Consider the following 17,627-nt stretch of genomic DNA (forward strand, 5'->3'; position numbering starts at 1 on the left):
GCACCGGCCGGAAATTGTACACACATTAACTCGCGTTTTGGTATCGAGAAACGTTGTCATACCTTGGGTTTTGCCCCGTGCCGGATTCGGGGCTTAGTAAAGTCTTTATATCGCTTGCTCCCAGCGGATACGATTATGACGGGACAGTATTGGAAAGCCGCGAGCCGGCGGGGAAACCCTACAGGACGTGAAAAAATGCGTGCATCAGCAACCGTAGCAACCAGTATCATAGCTGGTTTCGCTGTGCTGACCATTTTATCTTCCACCTTTGCCGCCTCCCAGCACTCCAGCGACATGAAAACCTTGCGAGCCGCCGGGTCAAACCCCGGATATTCCGGGGAACTCTTGGAGCCCGCCGCGCCGGGCAACAACGCCATCGATACCACCATCAAATCTGAAGTCCAACGCGAATTTCTTAAGCGCTACGAAAAAAACATGATTCGCCCCGTCACCTCGGTTGGGGTCAAACTCAATGACTGTGAAGCCGGGCAGGCTGTACGTGATGGGGTTGCTCCCATCGTCGAATCCTGGAACTTCCTGCGCGGCCTCAATGGACTTAACGCTGTGACCCTTGACGACACCCAAGCCATCAACCCCTACACCCAGGCTGCGGCGATGGTCAGCGCCCGCAACGGGGAACTTTCCCACTACCCGGCCGCTCAGGGCTTCGCTTGTGCCACCGAAAACGCGGTGCGTGGTGCCCGCCATTCCAACCTTGCCCAATCCGTGTCTCAAACCTCGGCGGAAACCGCCCTGTGGTACTATATGGATTATTCCTCGCCGAAAAACCCTGTCAATGACCAGCTCGGCCACCGTCTGTTCATGCAAGATCCGCAACTGGCCGTCACCTCTATCGGGGCGGCAGAGGGCTACACCGCCATCTCGGTTCGCACCGGCGAACCCTACCCGGCTCTTTCCGCCGATAAAATGCGCAATACGGAAGCCCCCACTCCCGCCTGGATAAGCTGGCCCTCCGCCGGGTTCTTCCCCAAACAGTTACTAACCTCGGTCGGCCTAACCAAAGACGGCCCCGACATGGAACGCTGGAGCTTCTCGGTTCTAAACGGCGACCTCTCTGAAGCCACCGCGAAAATCATCGACCCTGACGGTCGCGAAGTTCCCCTCACCGTTGTGCGCCCCGGCCAACCCGGCGTAGCCTTCACCCCCCGGGCTATTGCGGATTATTCCACGCTCCTCATGAAATTCCCCACCATTGAGCGTCTCCCGATGGGTCAAGAAAACCGCGTGTACAACGTCCACGTCGAAGGCGTGAAAGGCACCGCCAAATCCACCTACGACTATCAAGTCGCCCTGTTCGACCCGCTGACTCCCCTCGAGAAAACCGCCCCGAAAATCCACATCCTCGAACAGCCTTTGACCGGGGTTGGCTACAAGATGATTAACCCGATTCGCATGCAAATCGAAGCCTGGCCCATGGCCAAATACCAGTGGCAGCAACGTATCGACGGCGGCGAATGGACCAACATCCCCGGCGCCACCTCCGAGACCTTTATTCCCGACGGGATTTGGACGTGGAAACGTTCGAAAACCACCGAATACCGCCTGATAGCGACCTCTACCGAAGGCGAGGCTATCTCTGACCCGATTCGGGTCGCGGTGCAGGGTCTGAAGAATATGCCGGCCTCGGCTCGCACCACGATTGGGTCGCGTGCCGTTTTCGAGGCCGCCCCGATTCTTGACCCCGACGGGTCGCTGTTTGACACGACCTTCGAGTGGCAGGTGATGCGTTCCGGCCGGTGGGATCCGATTTATGACGATGGCCATTTCGAGGGCACCACTACGAATCGTCTGGTGATTAACCGGGTTACTCCCGCTGACAACGGTTTGCAGTTCCGCCTGGTGGTGCGATCCAAGATTTTCAAGCTTTCAGGCTACGACGTGGTGGTCTCGTGGAGCGATGGCTTGGCTAAGTTATCCGTCTTCTAGCCTTCACCCGCCCGCTTCGCCCGCTTCGCCCGCTTCGCCCGCTTCGCCCGCGCGGCGCTGCGACTCGCTTTTTCGCCCGCGCGGTGCTGCACGTAAGACGTCTGTCCTCCATAATTGCATAGCGTAGACCCCGGGGAAACCCGGGGTCTACGCATTTCCGGGAGAGCGCCGGAAATCCCGGATGGCACCTCGTGAAGCGGAGGACAAACGCAAGTGACAGAGCGGACGGAAGAAGCGAACGGAACTCCATACCTTACACCTGTTTTGAACACAGAGCCTGCCCTCGCTTTATCCTGTTGTGAGATAATCAATTCATGAGAAAGCCTGAACTTGACTACGCTTTTCTTGCAGGTTACGCAGCAATCCGTAATGGTTCACTTACAGCTTTAGATGCCAGCTTTACTGAAATGAGGGTTCCACAAACCCAGCAAAAAATTGAATTTTCTCTGGCGGGTCGCATTCGTGCAGACGCGCAAGCTCAGGCCGTGCCCCTGCGTATTGAAGTGGTTTTACCAGGCGATTACGCGGTGGCGGCTGTGGATGTTGCCCTGCCCACCAGCAACGCGGTTCGTTATGACGGCAAGGCTGGCGTCATGTTTTCATTTCGTTTCAACCTTCCCGCTGTCAACCTGGGACTTCACGTTATTCGCGTTTCTGTTGATGGTGGAACACCTCGCGAACTCAAATTTGATTTGATTTGGGAGGCCTGACAGCATGGATGTGGAGCTTGTTTTTATTCCGCACTCGCGTGAACGCATGGAAATGCGGGGTGTCACCGAACTGCAGATTAGAGAGCTGCTGCGTAGATACTCGTTGTCTGCCCCCGGTAATAAACCCGGTAGAATGCGCTACTCTGGAAATTTATCAAGCGGGGAGACCCTGAGCGTGGTCATTCAGCCACCGCTCGATGAGACGGGACCGTATACTGTTATCACGGCGTATTTCAAGGGAGAGGAGTGACTTGTGAATAGAGTGAGGCTCGAGATTGATATGACCCAAGGCGTTGCTTATATGCGCTTGTCTTCCCAGCCGGTGGCTCGCACCATTGAGCTGTCGGACACTATGATGCTGGATATGGACGCGATGGGTGTCGCTGTGGGGTTGGAATTGCTGGACTTTGACGAAAAAGTTCCCACCGACCTGTTACAGAAGCACCACGTACATTCCGAAGTGGCCGAAGAACTTGCAAAACTGCAACCCACTCTGAACCAATACTTGGCACACTATTCGGTCGGCACTGATGCGATTTTGATTGCGCCGCGCGATACCCGCGATTTAATCAGCGCCTAGGCCGTTCAGGGACAACTCTATGGCGATGACCCCGGGGAAACCCGGGGTCGGCGCATTTCCGGGAGAGCGCCGGAAATCCCGGATGGCACCTCGTGAAACCGTACGGAAAGACCCTTCGAAAGAAACGTAAGAAAAAGAGTCAAAATGGTTGAAAGTAATGGAATCTGCGTAATATTTACAGAAATCAGTCTATTTGGTAGAATTTAGGGGTGCGAATCCTGTTTTTTAGTGTCAAGAACTTTCGCAGTGTCGATGAAACGCAAACCATCGACTTTGTGAAGGGGAGAGTAGGCGGCTCCCCCCTGGTTAAAGGGGGGTGGGAACCTCACGTCAGGCCGGTGACAATCCTGATGGGACCCAATGCGGCGGGCAAGAGTAATGTAATCGATGCCATGGGGTATGTTGCGGCTGCGATGGCGATGCAGGTTCGTGGCTTCATAGCGCCGCTGCCTTATATGCCTTTTATGCTGGAGGAGAGCCGGAGGCAAGATCCCAGCGAATTCGAATTCGATTTCCTGCACGAAGGTGTGCGCTATCGGTACTATTTTGCCTACGGCGCACAAGGGGTCGAGGCGGAATCATTGTACGAGGTAAACAACAAGACCGGGCATTGGAACAAAATATTTGAACGCGAAGTCGAAGATGGCCGCTCCAATATAACCTGGAGACAAGGCATCCTCACCGCCGCAGACAAACGCGTGTTGCAAAGTGCCACCAGTAAAGAACTGGTATTCCCGTTTTCCTCGCGTCTTCCGGAAACACAGCTCGCGAGCCTGTCCGCAGCTGTTGCCTCCGATTTTGTGGATTTTATTCCTACGGGAGAGATACATCAGAACCGCCGCCGGCAATTACTGATTCAGATGATTAAGGATAAGGAATTCCGGCTAGAGGACGCTTCGAGACTGTTGAATTTGGCGGATACGGGGATTACCTCGGTGGCTCTGGACGAGAAGAAAATTCCCGCTGAGGTGCTAGCAAAATTTCGAGCTATCCGTGGGGTACTGGAAGGAGACGCGAAGGAAAGTAGCGGTGAGTCGGGGCAAGAATCAACAACCGCAATTACCGAGGAAGATGCCGAGAGTATTGCATACAACCTGGTGTTTACGCATCAAGGACGCGAAAAGACGCGTTTCACCACGGCGGATGAATCCGACGGAACACTGTCTTGGCTAGCGTATGCACCAAGCATTCTGCGAGTGCTGCGTACCGGTGGGGTGCTGGTGGCAGACGAACTCGATGCGAGTCTGCACCAGAGGCTGGTGGAAGTTATTGTACGTGCCTTCACCAACCCACAGGTCAATGTGCATCAAGCTCAGCTGGTTTTCAGCAGTCACAACACCAATTTCTTGGAGTATATGAAGGAATTAGGATTAGAACCGGAGTCTTTCTGGTTTGTGGAAAAGAACCCGGAAGGAGCTTCGCAGCTGTATCCTCTAGATAGTTTCGAGACACACAAAAACGCCAACTACGAGACACGCTACCGTGGAGAACGCTATGGCGCTATCCCCAATATTTCCGAAGAAGCCCTGGTGAATCTGGTGCAAGAAGGACAGCGCCCTCCGCTCGGGGGAGTCGTCCATGGCTAAAAAGCCCCCGCGAAACCCGCTGACTAGGCAAAAACGTCCCCGCCGTCACGATATCGACACCAGAGTCTTGGTTGTTTGTGAAGGCAGTGTGACAGAGCCCGCATATTTCAGGAGACTGGTGACTTTGGCTCGGGAAAAGCACATTAGCTTCACCATACGTCCGAGTGAGAACTTGAAATTTCACCATTCGAATCCGCTGGATGTAACCAAAGAATGTGTCAAGTATCGAGATGTGGACAAAGCGAAATATGGTGGGAAAGGGGCAAAAGATTTAAAGCCGTTCTCACACTGTTTTGCGGTTGTTGACTATGACCGATGGAATGAAACGGGTAAGGACGGCAGCTCGGTTTTGCAAAAGGCTGTAAAGTACGCCAAGTCTGAAGCTGTGAATCTGGTAGTCACCCGCCTAAAATTTGAAGTCTGGCTTTTGTGGCATCTTCAAGGGATTACCCCGACTCAGGACTCTAAGAATCTGGATAAACAATGTGAGATAAATAATGTACTTTTGGGTAAGGATTTGAATCCTGGATTCGATGTGAACGCAGAGACCTGCCGACTCGCCGTGTCTAACGCGCTGCGAGCAGCAGGGGGCTTACAAGAGAACCAAATCCCGAAATCTAGCTTGGCTTCGGCAATGCCCAGATTCTTCGAGATTCTTTCTTTGCTCTAGGTTGATGGGAAGAAAACACCCCATGAAATACGCCGCGCGCTTGCGGCTTCGCCGCTTGGGGTGCTTCGGCGGCGACAGCAAATCGTTGCTGTCGCTGACCGCCTTCGCCAGTTACGGCGGCGTTATGCGGGCTTCGCCCGCGCGCCGCCACGCGAAGCAGTAGAAGCGGCAAACCCGTGATAATCATCATCCGACACGTAGGTATACGCCGAAACCCCAAATGGCACCTCGTGAAGCGGAGGACAAACGCAACCGGGTCGACGACGACCACCACCAATCAAACCGGGAATGATTCCCAAATATGCATTTAAGCGCAGGTCAAGGTATATTTAGGTGAACCTAAATATTTACTGACAGTGAGGTGAAGTATGGGGAATTCCCCATTTTTTAGTTGCAACAGATTCAGTCGCATTCTGATATCGACACTCCTGGCTGGCGGGCTGGCAGTATCGGCCGGTATCACGGCCGTCGCCACCGCCGCACCCCTTGAGACAGCACCGGAAAAGAAAGCCAGTGTGGCAGACTCCGACGCTCGTAAATGGTCAGGAATCGACCTGAGCCGCTACGGAGATGTCATCCGGAAAACATCACGTATTACGTACCCGGATGCGGGGCGGGTTCCGCAAGTTTCCTGTAATGTGGTGGGGGATATACACACCGACATGGTGTTCCTTGACCAGAAAAACCACCAGATTCACATCCTGGACTATATCCCTTATGGCTCCGATAAAGACGACGTGGAGCGTTCGATTACGGAACAACCCGGCGCGATACACGTGGGTCTTCCCGAGGGCGACGGGGATTGGCAGCTTAGCTGCGTGAAACGCAACCGGGGCGAAAACCCGGTACTGGCGGTGGCCAACGGAAACAAGATTTATGTCAGCGAAGCGGGTAAACTCGCTGATGGCAAGGTGTTTCCAACGGCGGCCACCTATACTTTCGGCGGGTCGGTTTCGTCATTGAGTCCCTTGACCCCAGGGCTTGACACCCCGGGGATGCTGGTTGCCGCCGGGGACAAGGCGTATCTTTTCGACAGTTTACCGGCCGGTGACAATGGTGTTGACAAAGCCGCGAAATCTTGGGACATTGGCCAGGGGGCGGCGCAGATTGCGCCGCTGGGTGATGCCCTGAACGGGGATACCACCATCGGGGTGGGGAAACCATCGCAAAACTTGGTGTATGCGATTCCCGCCGAGGCGGAACCTGGAAACGCCGCCGAGGTTGGAACCACCATCCAGGCTAGCGAAGGTGCCTTCGGTACGTCTTTGGTGGCAATAGGGGATGTTAACGGCGATGATTTAGACGACTTTGCTGTCGGCGCGCCGGAAGCCAATGGCAGCACCGGCGCAGTCGCGATTATTTTTGGCAGCAAACAGACAACCGGGACGGTGAGCGTTGACGTTTGTTCGGCATCGCAAATCCCGGTGGTTCGCAATGGCCATCCGGCGGGAACTTTGATTCGACAGGCCAACCGGGGACATATCGGCACCAGCCTGGCATATGTGCCGCAATATGACGTGGACAACCGTGGTGCCCTGGTGATTTCGCGACCCGGGGACGAAGAACACCCCGGCGCGGTGATTGTCAGCGAAAAAGCCTTGGGACAAAACTGGAACACCGGTCGCGGGTTGGACTCCATTCCTGGCAGCCAGGCGGCGATTTTGGCCAGTGAAGAAGGCGGCTCTGGCGATGGCGGGTATTATGTCGGCACCGTCCCGGCTGACAATTTAGATACCGACCTGGTTGGAATTTATACCGTTGACACCAAAGGCAAAGTCGATGTGTGGACCGTGGATATGCGTCGGCAAAACCAGACCACACCCCCGGCACAGCCAACGTCCCCCCAACCGCCCGCACCCAGTGCCGCCCCGGCTTATCAGCCGGTAGACGAGGCTGACCAAAAATCCTGGTTGGGCGAATTCACCTCCGGTTTTGGGGCAGTCTTAGCTAAAGGTAGCTGTGACGTGACGGGAGACGGCAAACCAGATTTGGTTGCCGGATCGGCGGTGCGCTCGGAATACAAATTCGATTCGTTCTACGAGGATTCCACTGACACGCACGGCTGGGTTTTCAACGTAACCGGGCAGGTACAGATAGTCCCCGGCGGCACCGCTGGGGGCAGCGTCGAAGGCAACAGCGGGGTTATCAGCATTCTGGGGCCGAAAAAAACCTCCGACCCGGGGGTTGACGCTGCCTTTGGATTTAGTGTCGACTGTCTGGGTGATGTGAACGGTGACGGAGTGGACGATATTGCGGCCTCATCAGTATCTATGGGACGCGTGTGGGTAATCTATGGCGGGACAGCCCTGGCGCAAACAGATTTGAACAAACTCGATTCGACGCGCGGCTACATAGTGGATATGCCCCACGAAAACGGGGCGGCCGGTTTCCAGGTTACCCGGGTGGGCGACGTGGATGGCGACGGTTTGGCCGACCTGGGGTTCGTAGTGTCGAATGCGCCTCTGGCGATGGGGGACAATACCCAAACCTATGGCTCGGCGTTTATTGTCAAAGGCAACGCGACAGGCAGAACCATCAACTTACAGAATCTGAATGCCCCTAACCCGGATGTGATTTGGCGCGTCAACACCCCCAAGGGCCACACGCTCAGTGCTTTCACGCCGGTCGGCGATGTGAACGCAGATAGCGTGGGTGACTATGTTTTAGCTGATTTCAACAGTTTTACTGAAAAGTTCACCGTGCCGGGCACCGCGTGGGTGGTTTACGGCAACCGGGAACACCGACCGGTGAACTTGCAGGATGATATGCCGGGTTCCGGCTATGAACTGGTCATGTCAGACGCGCTGTCCTATCGACTGGGGGCGGGTAACTCTATCGCTCCCTCTGGGGACGTGAACGGGGACGGCATTGGGGACTTTGTGATTGGCTTTGATGGTGGCGCGGTAATGAACCAAACTGAAGGTGGGGTGGCACTGGTTTTGGGAACCACCGAATCCGTGAGTAAACGGATGATTGACCCCGCCGATGCGGGAAAGACAGACTCAAATATTCGACTAATTACCGGTGCCAGTCAAGAAAGCGGTTTCGGATGGGCGCTCGATGTTTTGCCGGTTTCTGGTAAAAACTCTTCGGGGCTGCTGGCTGTTGGCGCGAGCGGACAAGGGGAAAACGGCGCGGCTTATGTGCTGCGCTTGACGGATATTCCCGCCGGAATTACCCCGGTGACAGCGCTGGGGGATAAAGTCATCGTGTTGAATACCACCGGGGAACACGCCCGCTTCGGTCGCTCGGTGGCGTTTATCGGTAACTACCTGGGACAGCCTACTTTGGCTATAGGTGGTGACGGGGTTATAGATGAGGCCGCCACCGGCGCGGAAGGCTACGCGCATTCCGCGCATGTCCTGGCGGTTGCCGTCAACAAGCTAATCCCCGGATTCGCCCCGATTATTCCCGATACCCCTGCTGTGCCAGGGAATTTTGGTTCCAGCTGGTATGGTGGCTCGTTTGGTGGGTCTTTTAGCCCGTCCACCCCGGCCAAGAAGGCTGGGGGCGGGAAGGAAAAGCCCGGTGACAAGAAGCCCGGTGCTAAGCAGTCGGTGGGAAACAAGTTTGATAAGCAGTTCACCAAGAAGCTGGATTTGCCGAAGAGTGCGGTGAAGCGTGCGGCTGGGGCTGACCGGGTGGCTACCTCGGTGGCGGCGTTGGGGCTGGCGAAGAACCATGAAGTAGTCGTGTTGGCTACCGGGTCTAGTTTTCCGGATGCCCTGGTTGGTGGTGCTCTGGCGGGTGCATATAAGGGTGGGGTCGTGTTGAGTACCGGTAGTGTGTTGGAGCAGTCTATTTTGGATTCTTTGAAGGCGTATAAGACTAAGACGGTTCATATTGTTGGTGGATACCAGGCGGTGTCGGCTGCGAAGGAAGCCCAGCTAAAGAACGCTGGTTTGGAGGTAATCCGCCATGCTGGGGTTGACCGGTATGCCACTGCTGCTGCGGTGAAGGCTGCGACCCTCAAGGCTTTGGGGGGTAAATCCGCTATCGCTTGTAATGCTACCGGCGGGGACTTCCCTGACGCGCTGGCCTGTGCGGCCGCCGCCGCCCGGATGGGGGGGATGGTTGACTTGGTTCGTCCGGGTTCACGAGTCGCCAGCGACAATGCGGCTAAAACCACGATTTGTGCTGGTGGAGCCGCCTGTGCCGGGGCGGGGACGGGTGTGAACCAGGTGGTTGGTTCCGACCGGTACGAAACCGCGTATCGCCTGGCCGAGATTATGCCGAACACTGGCACTGTCATGGTTGCCAACGGGAAATCCTATGCGGATTCGCTGGTCGCGGGGGCTTTGGCGCCGTCGCTGAATGCCTCGCTGGTGTTGAGTGACTCGCGCCGGGTCAATGTGCCAACCGGGACGCGCGCGGCGCACCTGTTCGGGGGTCGCGCGGCTCTGCCGGAGAACCTGCCGGTTTTCACGAAGTAGGACATATAGTCCTAAGATTTGCCCATAGCGTCAGACCCCGGAGTGCAGCTCCGGGGTCTGCGCGGTTAACGGGATTCGATTAAAACACAAATCGTGCCGTAATCCGAGGGGTCTTGCCACGATTGGTTCTCGGCACTAACTATGTCAAGGTAAAGTTTCTGGCGGGTACCGGGATGTTCCATAACTGCCGAGTTTTCGTCGGGCGGATTCGCGTGGATAAATCCTTGGGCTTCGGCCAGTTTGATGAATTTGCGCAGGTACGTCGGGGTTTGCCCCTGTGGTGGCCGATACCAGGCGGTGACTTCGTTGCCGTTATACATTCCCAATCCGGCAGGTTCAGAGTGTTCGATTTTGAGGCGTTTGAGTCCGGCGACTTCGGGGGCAACCAGGGGGTTTTGTTCCATTTGTATAACGGTGCGGGTTTTCCCACCGATACCGACGCGGTCGTTTTGCCAATTATAGAACCAAAACGCGGCGGGTAGAAGGAACACAATCACGACCACGGCCACGACGGTGATGATGGCTGCTCTTAGCGGTTTCGGCGGCTTCATGAGGTGCCTTTCGGTTTTGGCGCGTTTTGCTGGGAACCTGAATTTACCTTTGAGCTTAACCTAAGTTTTAGGCGGAGGTTGGGGTACTTGCATCGCAAGGTGGTGTGGTTCGTGGGTATTTTGTGGTTATTCGAAGCGGAAGCCGAAAAGACCGCCATGCTCGCCTACATCGGTCAGGGTGGGTTTGATGGGATAACCTCGACGTTTGAAACCTTCCCTTTCTGCAGCGGCGAGTCGGTCGGAGTTCATGGTGACTATGTATTGGAAGCCAGTCTGATTAGCCAGGCGTGCACCAATATTCAGGCATGAGGCGACCTGACGGTCGTCCATAGAGTCAAATAGTTGACTGTCATGTACCAAGATACGTGGGGCACGCCCGAGGTAGATAGCAGAGGTGACGCAAATCATGTCCAACAGGAAAGTTTTCACTCCTTGAATCCCGGCAGATGCGTCACCATCGATTTTAGGCTCAACTTTCAACACGCCTTTGTTGGTGGCTTCTACCAGTAGTGACGCGTTCCTGTCTTGGTATATTTCCTCGCCTAACTGGTGGAATAAGCCGATAGATTCTTCTAAAGGTTTCTCTCGCTCACCGATTTCAGCACGCAGGGCGGCTTCGGCCTCGGATTTCCGGTTGTTTATATGTAGGCCTTCATCGTGTAAGGACTGTACTAACTCCAGTTTTTGTTCCGTGGCAGCGACTTGGGAATCCAATTCTGCGAGCTTACGTTCGGCCTCACGGAAGGTTTCCAAAGCCATAGAGGCCTCCAGGATTCGCATTACTTCGCTGCGCTGCTGGTCGAGACTAGCGCGTTCTTCCTTAATACGTGCCAGACGTTGGGCAACAGACTTGAGTTCCCCTTCCAGGAACAAGCTACGATTGTTCACCACCGAGGCGTAAAACTCCCTAACCTCATCGAAACGACGCGTCACCACATCGGGCAGCACCACACCGATTTCTTGGTATAAGTCGCTCAGCTGCTTGACTGTCTGCGTTGTGGTAGTTGACGGTTTTTCTAGTCTAATCGCGTCTTCCAGGTCGTGTTTGCGCCGTTCCAGCGCGACACCGTCATCGTTTAAATCCCTAATCTTGTGGCTTAAACGATCTGCCTCGTTTTGGTGCATTTCGTATTGCGCGTCGACCCGGAACTCGGAAATACTGGCCTGCAACTGGTCTCGCTGTTGACGGATTTGAGCCAAACGTGCGCGCAGCTCGGCTTCATTAGTTGTCATCCCCAAAGCACCCGCCGCTATCGCTTTCTTCAATGACTTCTGGTTTTTCTCTAAAGCCGATATTTCTCCAGCCTTAGACAAAATCTCGGGGGAAAACCCCAGAAAATACCCGATACGCAAACCAGATTCCCACGCTGGCTCCGCAGCATATGTCTTGAGGGGAATAAAAGAATCACGCGCCAACTGAGCGAAAAGTTGTCCTACCGTAGGCTTAGCGCAATCCAAGGGCATCCCGAAAAGTCTCGAGAGTTTCAAACGCCATTCCCTGATATCCTCGCTAATCCCCGCGACCTTTACCCTAGTTTGAGGTGATACTGGACGTTCTACCCTGGTGACCGCGCCCGTCAAATCCAAATCAGCCCAAAAAGAATGTCCTTTCAACGCTTCCAACTTCAAAGCATCGCTAGCACTCCCATCAAGAATGTAGCGCAGAATCCGAATAAAGCTTGTTTTCCCAGCACCATTACGGCTATCCTTCAAGGAAGACTCCATCGTCTTATCAGCCAAGAGAATATTCATCCCCTCATGAAACCGCAGCTGCTTAAAACGCCCGTCAGACGAACCAAGTTCATGCAGAAACATAATTCCTCACTAACTGACCCGATTCATTCCACGAGACTACACGAATCGCGAACAACATTGACAAGGCTAAGGCAAACCAGTCAAAAGTAACTTTATCGGCGTTCTCGTCTCCTCTATAGGAGTTAGAGAATCGTTCCCACAAACCCGATACCGTAGCTGGGGAGTCCAACAAAGACAGCAAGCTGCCACCCACCGTTAACAACGCGCGTTGCGGTGAAATCCCCTTAGTCGGCAATAGCATTATTCTCGCCCCCTTCCATATAGCCAGCCGGTGGTTCTTCGAAAATATCGCAGGTATCGAAAAAATACACGGTTACTGCGTACACCGCATTAGCCCGTTTAGTAGACATTCTGACATCCTGTCCCCCAAGAGCCGTGTAGACACGCTCGACTATTTCGCTGGGTTCATGAGTTGCTTGTTTGGTATTCCGGTAAATTTTCCGGAAAGAAGCTGCTTTCTCATCACGCAATCCCGGGTCGGCCTGGGCAGCGAACCATCGGTCAATCCGAGGAGACAAAACCCTACCTGCGTTAAACTCTATTCTGGTCAATTCGGAAAGCTTATTAAACTCCATCTTCGTAGCCGGGACTGGATTAATATGTTCCAACTGTTCGCCATCGTCCGGAACCTGCTCCAAAGACTCAATCAAATCCACCAAATCAGCCAGCTCCACATTCTGAGAGTGAGGTACGCCAGGCATAATCTCATCCAACTGTTCCTTTGAGAGTTCCTTAACAGCCTTGAACCACAAATCATCTGGGTTCCACACTTCAAGCGTAACCGGGCGAGCCGTACCCGGCGCATGCAGATTTCGCAAATCAATCAACGTTTTTGTGGAATCCTTACCAAATCCTGCATTAGTCACAAAACGCCATGTGGTAAACTCATCCCAATTCTCAAGCGCTTTAATGAAATCTGATTCCAACTTGTCCTTAGTCTTGCGGTCAATTTCGCTAGCCGCACGCTGCCCATAGCACGCATACAACACCGACCCGTTATCCGCGATACCATCACAACCACCGTCACCTCTACTCCCCATCGGGTCGGGGTTCAAATAATCCGTGTGGAAACGCTTCAAAACTGACTCTACATAAGCCTCGAAGGCCTCTCCAGAATAGCGGCAACGCGCGTCATGTTACGCCCGATACCAGTCCATCCACGCAGAATCTTCCATCACCTCATCTCACCTTCAATCCGCAGTAGAGCAACCCCCACAATCAACCCCAAAGTAACAGTCACGACCGTCACACTGTATTACTTTAACGTGATTCTAACATTGCTGCAGTCCTAAAGGGCATCGCACTTTCATTTTGAATACAGTGGATGTCTGAGCTAACGGGGATTGCGGGCAAGCGCCTCATGAACCCGAAAACTAGATAGCGGTCGACCGGATGCCCCGCGCCCCCGGGGTCGACGCATCGCTCCCGCCGGGAGGCTCTCAAGAACGAGGCCAGGGAGCCGGAAGGCGGGTCGCAGAGGTTGGGAAAGCCCCGGCGCCATAACGTAATTGGTGCGATTTTCGCCACCTGAGTTCCACAGCTTTAGTGCGTCTGGGTTGTGACAGAATCAGGAAATTTTGGGGGTAGCACGAAAGGGTTTGTGACAGAATCAGGAAATTTTGGGGGTGGCACGAAAGGGTTTGTAGCAAAATCAGGAAATTTTGGGGGTGGCACGAAAGGGTTTGTAGCAAAATCAGGAAATTTTGGGGGTGGCACGAAAGGGTTTGTAGCAAAATCAGGAAAATTCAACACAGGGTGGCCGATTTATTTCATGGTCGGGGCGATTTTTCCTGAATTTGTCACGCCCGGGTACGAATATTGCCGCCAGGCTCAGAAATCGCCGCTATATCTTGACAATTTGAAATCGCGGTGTCGTCACAGCAACCTAAAATCCTCTAAATCCCGGATATCAGGGTGTCAAAAGCATTAACAAAAACTCGTCTACCAGCATAAACACCAAAACACGCCATATGCTACGTAATCGTGAAGTCCCAGGTCGCAGAGGTTGGGAAAACCCCGGTCATAACGTAAATGGTGCGATTTTGGTCGCATCGGCGCAATATAAGACGATGTAGCCGAAATCGCACCGGTTACGATAAAGCCTGTCAGTACAACCCGGGTTATAGCGGTTTTTCGATAGGATTGGGGCATGGTAAGGATTCTGTGCGCCGGCGAAGCACTGGTTGACGTGGTGGTCGGCTCGGATGGCATGCTGCAGGGCGAACATGCTGGTGGTTCGGTGTTTAACGTGGCTTGTGGCCTGGCTCGGTTGGGGGCGCCGGTGGCGTTGGCCTCGTGGTGGGGTTCGGATTCACGAGGTGCCATCTTGGAATCCGCCGCCACTCGCGCCGGGTTGGCGGTCTTCCCTGGTTCTAACGGGGCGGGACACACCACCACGGCGACTGCTTTCCTGGATGCCAGCGGTGCGGCTACCTACGAGTTTGACCTGGAATGGGATTTGCCCGCTGGTCTTGAACCCACAGTGTTCGCCAGTGGGGATGCGGCGCAACCCGGAATGGCGCCTCATGAAACCGGAACCACCGGCGTGACCGAGACAGGCGGGATGGCCGACGTGACCGATGCAATCGTCACCAACGCGACTGGAATCACCGGCGTGACCGGTGCCGGTGCGGCCAGTGTGACCGGCGTGACCGAGACAGGCGGGATGGCCGACGTGACCGATGTAATCGTCACCAACGCGACTGGAATCACCGGCGTGACCGGTGCCGGTGCGGCCAGTGTGACCGGCGTGGCTGGCGCGAGCGATATGGCCAGCGGTGCGGCCAGCGTGACCGGCGTGGCTGGCGCGAGCGATATGGCCAGCGGTGCGGCCGAGGTAACCGGCGCGACCCAAGGGTTCCGGCATCTGCACCTTGGGTCGTATTCCGCGCTAATTCCACCCGGGGCGGGGAAACTCGCGGCGCTGTTGGACGCTAAGGCCGCGACTCCGGGGCTGACTGTCAGTTATGACCCGAATATGCGTCCCGCCCTGGTCGAGGATTTGGCGGCGGCGCGCGCGACCGTGGAAGCCATCGTGGCGCGCACGGATGTGGTGAAAGTCTCGGATGAAGACCTCGAATTTCTCTATCCCGGGGTGGCGGCTGGCCAGATTGCCGCCCAGTGGCTGGCGGTCGGACCGCAGCTGCTGATTGTGACCCGGGGCGGTGCCGGTGCGCAATTGTACTTTGGGGCGGGGACGCCACCCGAGTCCGGTGTGAATCCCGGCACGGATTCGGGCGCCGCACCCGAGTCGCTGGGGGATGCGGGTAAATCCGGTTCAGTCGTGTCAACTAATCCCGGCGTGAGCCAAAACGCGGTGCCGGCGCTAACCGTCACGCCCTCGCCAGTCACCGTGGTGGATACGATTGGAGCGGGGGATTCGTTTATGGCCGGGCTGCTGGCCGCTTTGGCCGAACGACGTGCGTTGGGCGCGGGGCGGGCGGGGCTGGCGGCGTTGAATGCCAGTGATCTGCAGGCTTGCCTCGATTTCGCGGCGGACACCGCCGCAATCACCGTAGCACATGCCGGGCCGTACGCCCCAACCCGTGCTGAAATCCATCAGCGGCACGCCCGATAAAACACATAATTCGAGACTGTTGCATGAGTGCCCGCTTTGGCGCTTTTCGAAGTTTTGAGGGTGAACCTGGCCCAAGTTAAAAGGCTCTGACCTGGTTAAATATGTTTCTGTGTTGAGAGCTCCCGGTTGGTAATTTCGAGAAATCGGATTCATGCAACCGCCCCAATTCAGACATTAAACCGCTTTGCGGGGTGAACCAGGCGAATTCGCCGGATAGGGATAGTGGGGATGCGCGTGACGGTTTCAGGAAAAAACGGGCTTCACGAGGGGAAAATCGACCATGGTGCCCCGAATTTTCCTGGTTTTGTCACGGGTGTCCCACATTTATACTTAAAATAGGGTTCCTGACGGCACCTGGCAGCGCGATTCGCGCAACCGAAAGGGGAAAGATGACATTGATTTTCGCGGCCTTAATAGGCGTTGGCGTGGGGATGGTAGCCGGCTCGTTGGGGATTGGCGGGGGGATGCTGGCGGTGCCGGTGCTGGTGTACCTGTTGGGGCAAGACCCGCATGCGGCCGTGGCCGAGTCCCTGGTGGTGGTGTTGGCGTCCTCGGCGGCGGCGTTGCCTTCGCGGTTTCGTCGCGGTCAGGTTCGGCTGGGGACGGGTCTTATTTTCGGGATGTGTTCGCTGGTGGGCGCAGGGATTGGTACCTGGTTGAACCGCGCCATCAGTGGCGAGGTGGTGATGTTGGCGTTTGCGGCGTTGCTGGCGGTGGTGTCGGCGCTGATGGGGCGCGCCGGGGTGCAAGAGCGGCGCAAAGAGGATGCGTCGGTTGCGGGGGCTTCGGCTTCACGAGGTGCCATTTCGACGGTGGATGCTTCCACTGGGGCGAGTCGAGTGGATTCCACTGATGCGGCCGGTTTTGAATCGCGGGGTTTCACCGAAAATTCGGGCAGTCCGGTTTTGGACGGTGTGCCGGTATCGGGGGTGGCACCTCGTGAAAGCGGTGGTAAGGCTAACCTGGCCGACTCGGCTAACCCGGCTAACCTGGCCGACTCGGCTAACCCGGCTAACCCGGCGAGCGAAGAATACAGGTTTACGTGGCGGCGGCTGCCGATGTTTTTGGTGCTGGGGACGCTGACCGGGATTCTGGTCAGTTTCTTTGGGATTGGCGGCGGGTTCGCGGTGGTGCCGCTGCTGGTGTTGGTGATGCGCTATCCAATTCGGGTGGCGCAAGGCACGTCGTTTATCGTGATGTCGGTGGTGTCGGTGGCCTCGATTTTGACCCGAGTGTTGGAACCGGTGGTTATGGCCGCCCTGGCGGGGATGGCGGCCCTGGCGGGTGGAATCGTGCCCACCGAGCCGTTGCGCGTGGACTGGCTGGTGGCGCTGGCGTTCGCGCTGTGTTCGGGGATTGGCGCGTCAATTGGGTCGCCGTTGTCGAACCGGGCGCGTGCCTCGACCCTGACTTTCGCCTTCGTGGGGCTGCTGGTGGCGATTGCGGTCTATACCGTGATTGCGACGCTGGCGTAGCCCGACTATGGACATATATTGTCAACAATCCTTGACAAGCCGTCCCCTCGTGAGCCCCTGACCTGGGGTTATCCCCACAGCGAAGGTCTGTAATGGCCTATGTGTCCGCAGTTATGATTATGAACCCATAAGTGCTTTGCTATGATAACACTCTTGGTAAATCCCCAGGTCACAGGCTTATCTTGATGTCGAGCATTCTCAATAAGTGGCTTATGCGTCCATGACCGTAAAAAAAGGGGCGGGGTTCACGAGGTGCTTGCCGGAAACCCGGGCTATCGCCTCA

At 55.7% G+C, this 17,627-nt stretch carries 13 protein-coding genes; 9 read left to right on the forward strand and 4 right to left on the reverse strand.

Annotation, left to right across the window (positions count from 1 at the left end; genetic code table 11):
• Positions 1 to 195 precede the first annotated feature (195 nt).
• The 7 genes from HMPREF0577_RS09550 to HMPREF0577_RS09580 all read left to right on the forward strand — a co-directional run bounded on the left by HMPREF0577_RS09550 (position 196) and on the right by HMPREF0577_RS09580 (position 9,926).
• Entirely contained in the window at positions 196 to 1,947 is a 1,752-nt protein-coding gene (locus HMPREF0577_RS09550) for a CAP domain-containing protein (protein WP_050750040.1), read from the forward strand.
• 314 nt (positions 1,948 to 2,261) lie between these two features.
• Complete coding sequence (locus HMPREF0577_RS09555; RefSeq protein WP_004013670.1) at positions 2,262 to 2,657, forward strand: hypothetical protein; 396 nt, start codon at positions 2,262 to 2,264, stop codon at positions 2,655 to 2,657.
• A gap of 253 nt (positions 2,658 to 2,910) precedes the next feature.
• On the forward strand, positions 2,911 to 3,237 hold the full coding sequence (locus HMPREF0577_RS09565; RefSeq protein ID WP_244854213.1) for a DUF2283 domain-containing protein: 327 nt from the start codon (positions 2,911 to 2,913) through the stop codon (positions 3,235 to 3,237).
• Between the two features lie 209 nt (positions 3,238 to 3,446).
• Positions 3,447 to 4,823 (forward strand): AAA family ATPase, encoded by a 1,377-nt coding sequence (locus HMPREF0577_RS09570; protein WP_004013673.1) that lies wholly within the window; start codon positions 3,447 to 3,449, stop codon positions 4,821 to 4,823.
• Complete coding sequence (locus HMPREF0577_RS09575) at positions 4,816 to 5,493, forward strand: RloB family protein (RefSeq protein WP_004013674.1); 678 nt, start codon at positions 4,816 to 4,818, stop codon at positions 5,491 to 5,493. Before HMPREF0577_RS09570 ends, HMPREF0577_RS09575 begins: the two co-directional genes overlap by 8 nt.
• Positions 5,494 to 5,515: 22 nt before the next feature.
• Entirely contained in the window at positions 5,516 to 5,656 is a 141-nt protein-coding gene (locus tag HMPREF0577_RS11610) for a hypothetical protein (RefSeq protein WP_004013675.1), read from the forward strand.
• 205 nt (positions 5,657 to 5,861) lie between these two features.
• Positions 5,862 to 9,926 (forward strand): cell wall-binding repeat-containing protein, encoded by a 4,065-nt coding sequence (locus HMPREF0577_RS09580; protein ID WP_004013677.1) that lies wholly within the window; start codon positions 5,862 to 5,864, stop codon positions 9,924 to 9,926.
• 65 nt (positions 9,927 to 9,991) lie between these two features.
• Here HMPREF0577_RS09580 and HMPREF0577_RS09585 read toward each other — a convergent pair whose 3' ends face one another.
• From HMPREF0577_RS09585 to HMPREF0577_RS09600, 4 genes are all read right to left on the reverse strand, one after another.
• Complete coding sequence (locus HMPREF0577_RS09585) at positions 9,992 to 10,477, reverse strand: hypothetical protein (protein WP_004013678.1); 486 nt, start codon at positions 10,475 to 10,477, stop codon at positions 9,992 to 9,994.
• A gap of 126 nt (positions 10,478 to 10,603) precedes the next feature.
• Positions 10,604 to 12,292, reverse strand: a complete 1,689-nt coding sequence (locus HMPREF0577_RS09590; RefSeq protein ID WP_004013679.1) for an ABC-three component system protein — start codon at positions 12,290 to 12,292, stop codon at positions 10,604 to 10,606.
• Positions 12,279 to 12,533, reverse strand: a complete 255-nt coding sequence (locus tag HMPREF0577_RS09595) for an ABC-three component system middle component 6 (protein ID WP_170315179.1) — start codon at positions 12,531 to 12,533, stop codon at positions 12,279 to 12,281. The genes HMPREF0577_RS09590 and HMPREF0577_RS09595 overlap by 14 nt, the downstream gene beginning before the upstream one ends.
• Positions 12,517 to 13,371 (reverse strand): ABC-three component system protein, encoded by an 855-nt coding sequence (locus HMPREF0577_RS09600; protein WP_248613783.1) that lies wholly within the window; start codon positions 13,369 to 13,371, stop codon positions 12,517 to 12,519. Before HMPREF0577_RS09600 ends, HMPREF0577_RS09595 begins: the two co-directional genes overlap by 17 nt.
• Before the next feature lie 1,070 nt (positions 13,372 to 14,441).
• Between HMPREF0577_RS09600 and HMPREF0577_RS09605 the strand changes: the two genes are divergently transcribed.
• Positions 14,442 to 15,869, forward strand: coding sequence for a PfkB family carbohydrate kinase (locus tag HMPREF0577_RS09605; protein WP_004013683.1), 1,428 nt, complete (start codon positions 14,442 to 14,444; stop codon positions 15,867 to 15,869).
• 389 nt (positions 15,870 to 16,258) lie between these two features.
• Positions 16,259 to 17,344: a sulfite exporter TauE/SafE family protein gene (locus HMPREF0577_RS09610; protein ID WP_004013684.1), complete on the forward strand. Its 1,086-nt coding sequence runs from the start codon at positions 16,259 to 16,261 to the stop codon at positions 17,342 to 17,344.
• Positions 17,345 to 17,627 lie beyond the last annotated feature (283 nt).

The organism is Mobiluncus mulieris ATCC 35243, assembly GCF_000160615.1.
GTDB lineage: Bacteria > Actinomycetota > Actinomycetes > Actinomycetales > Actinomycetaceae > Mobiluncus > Mobiluncus mulieris.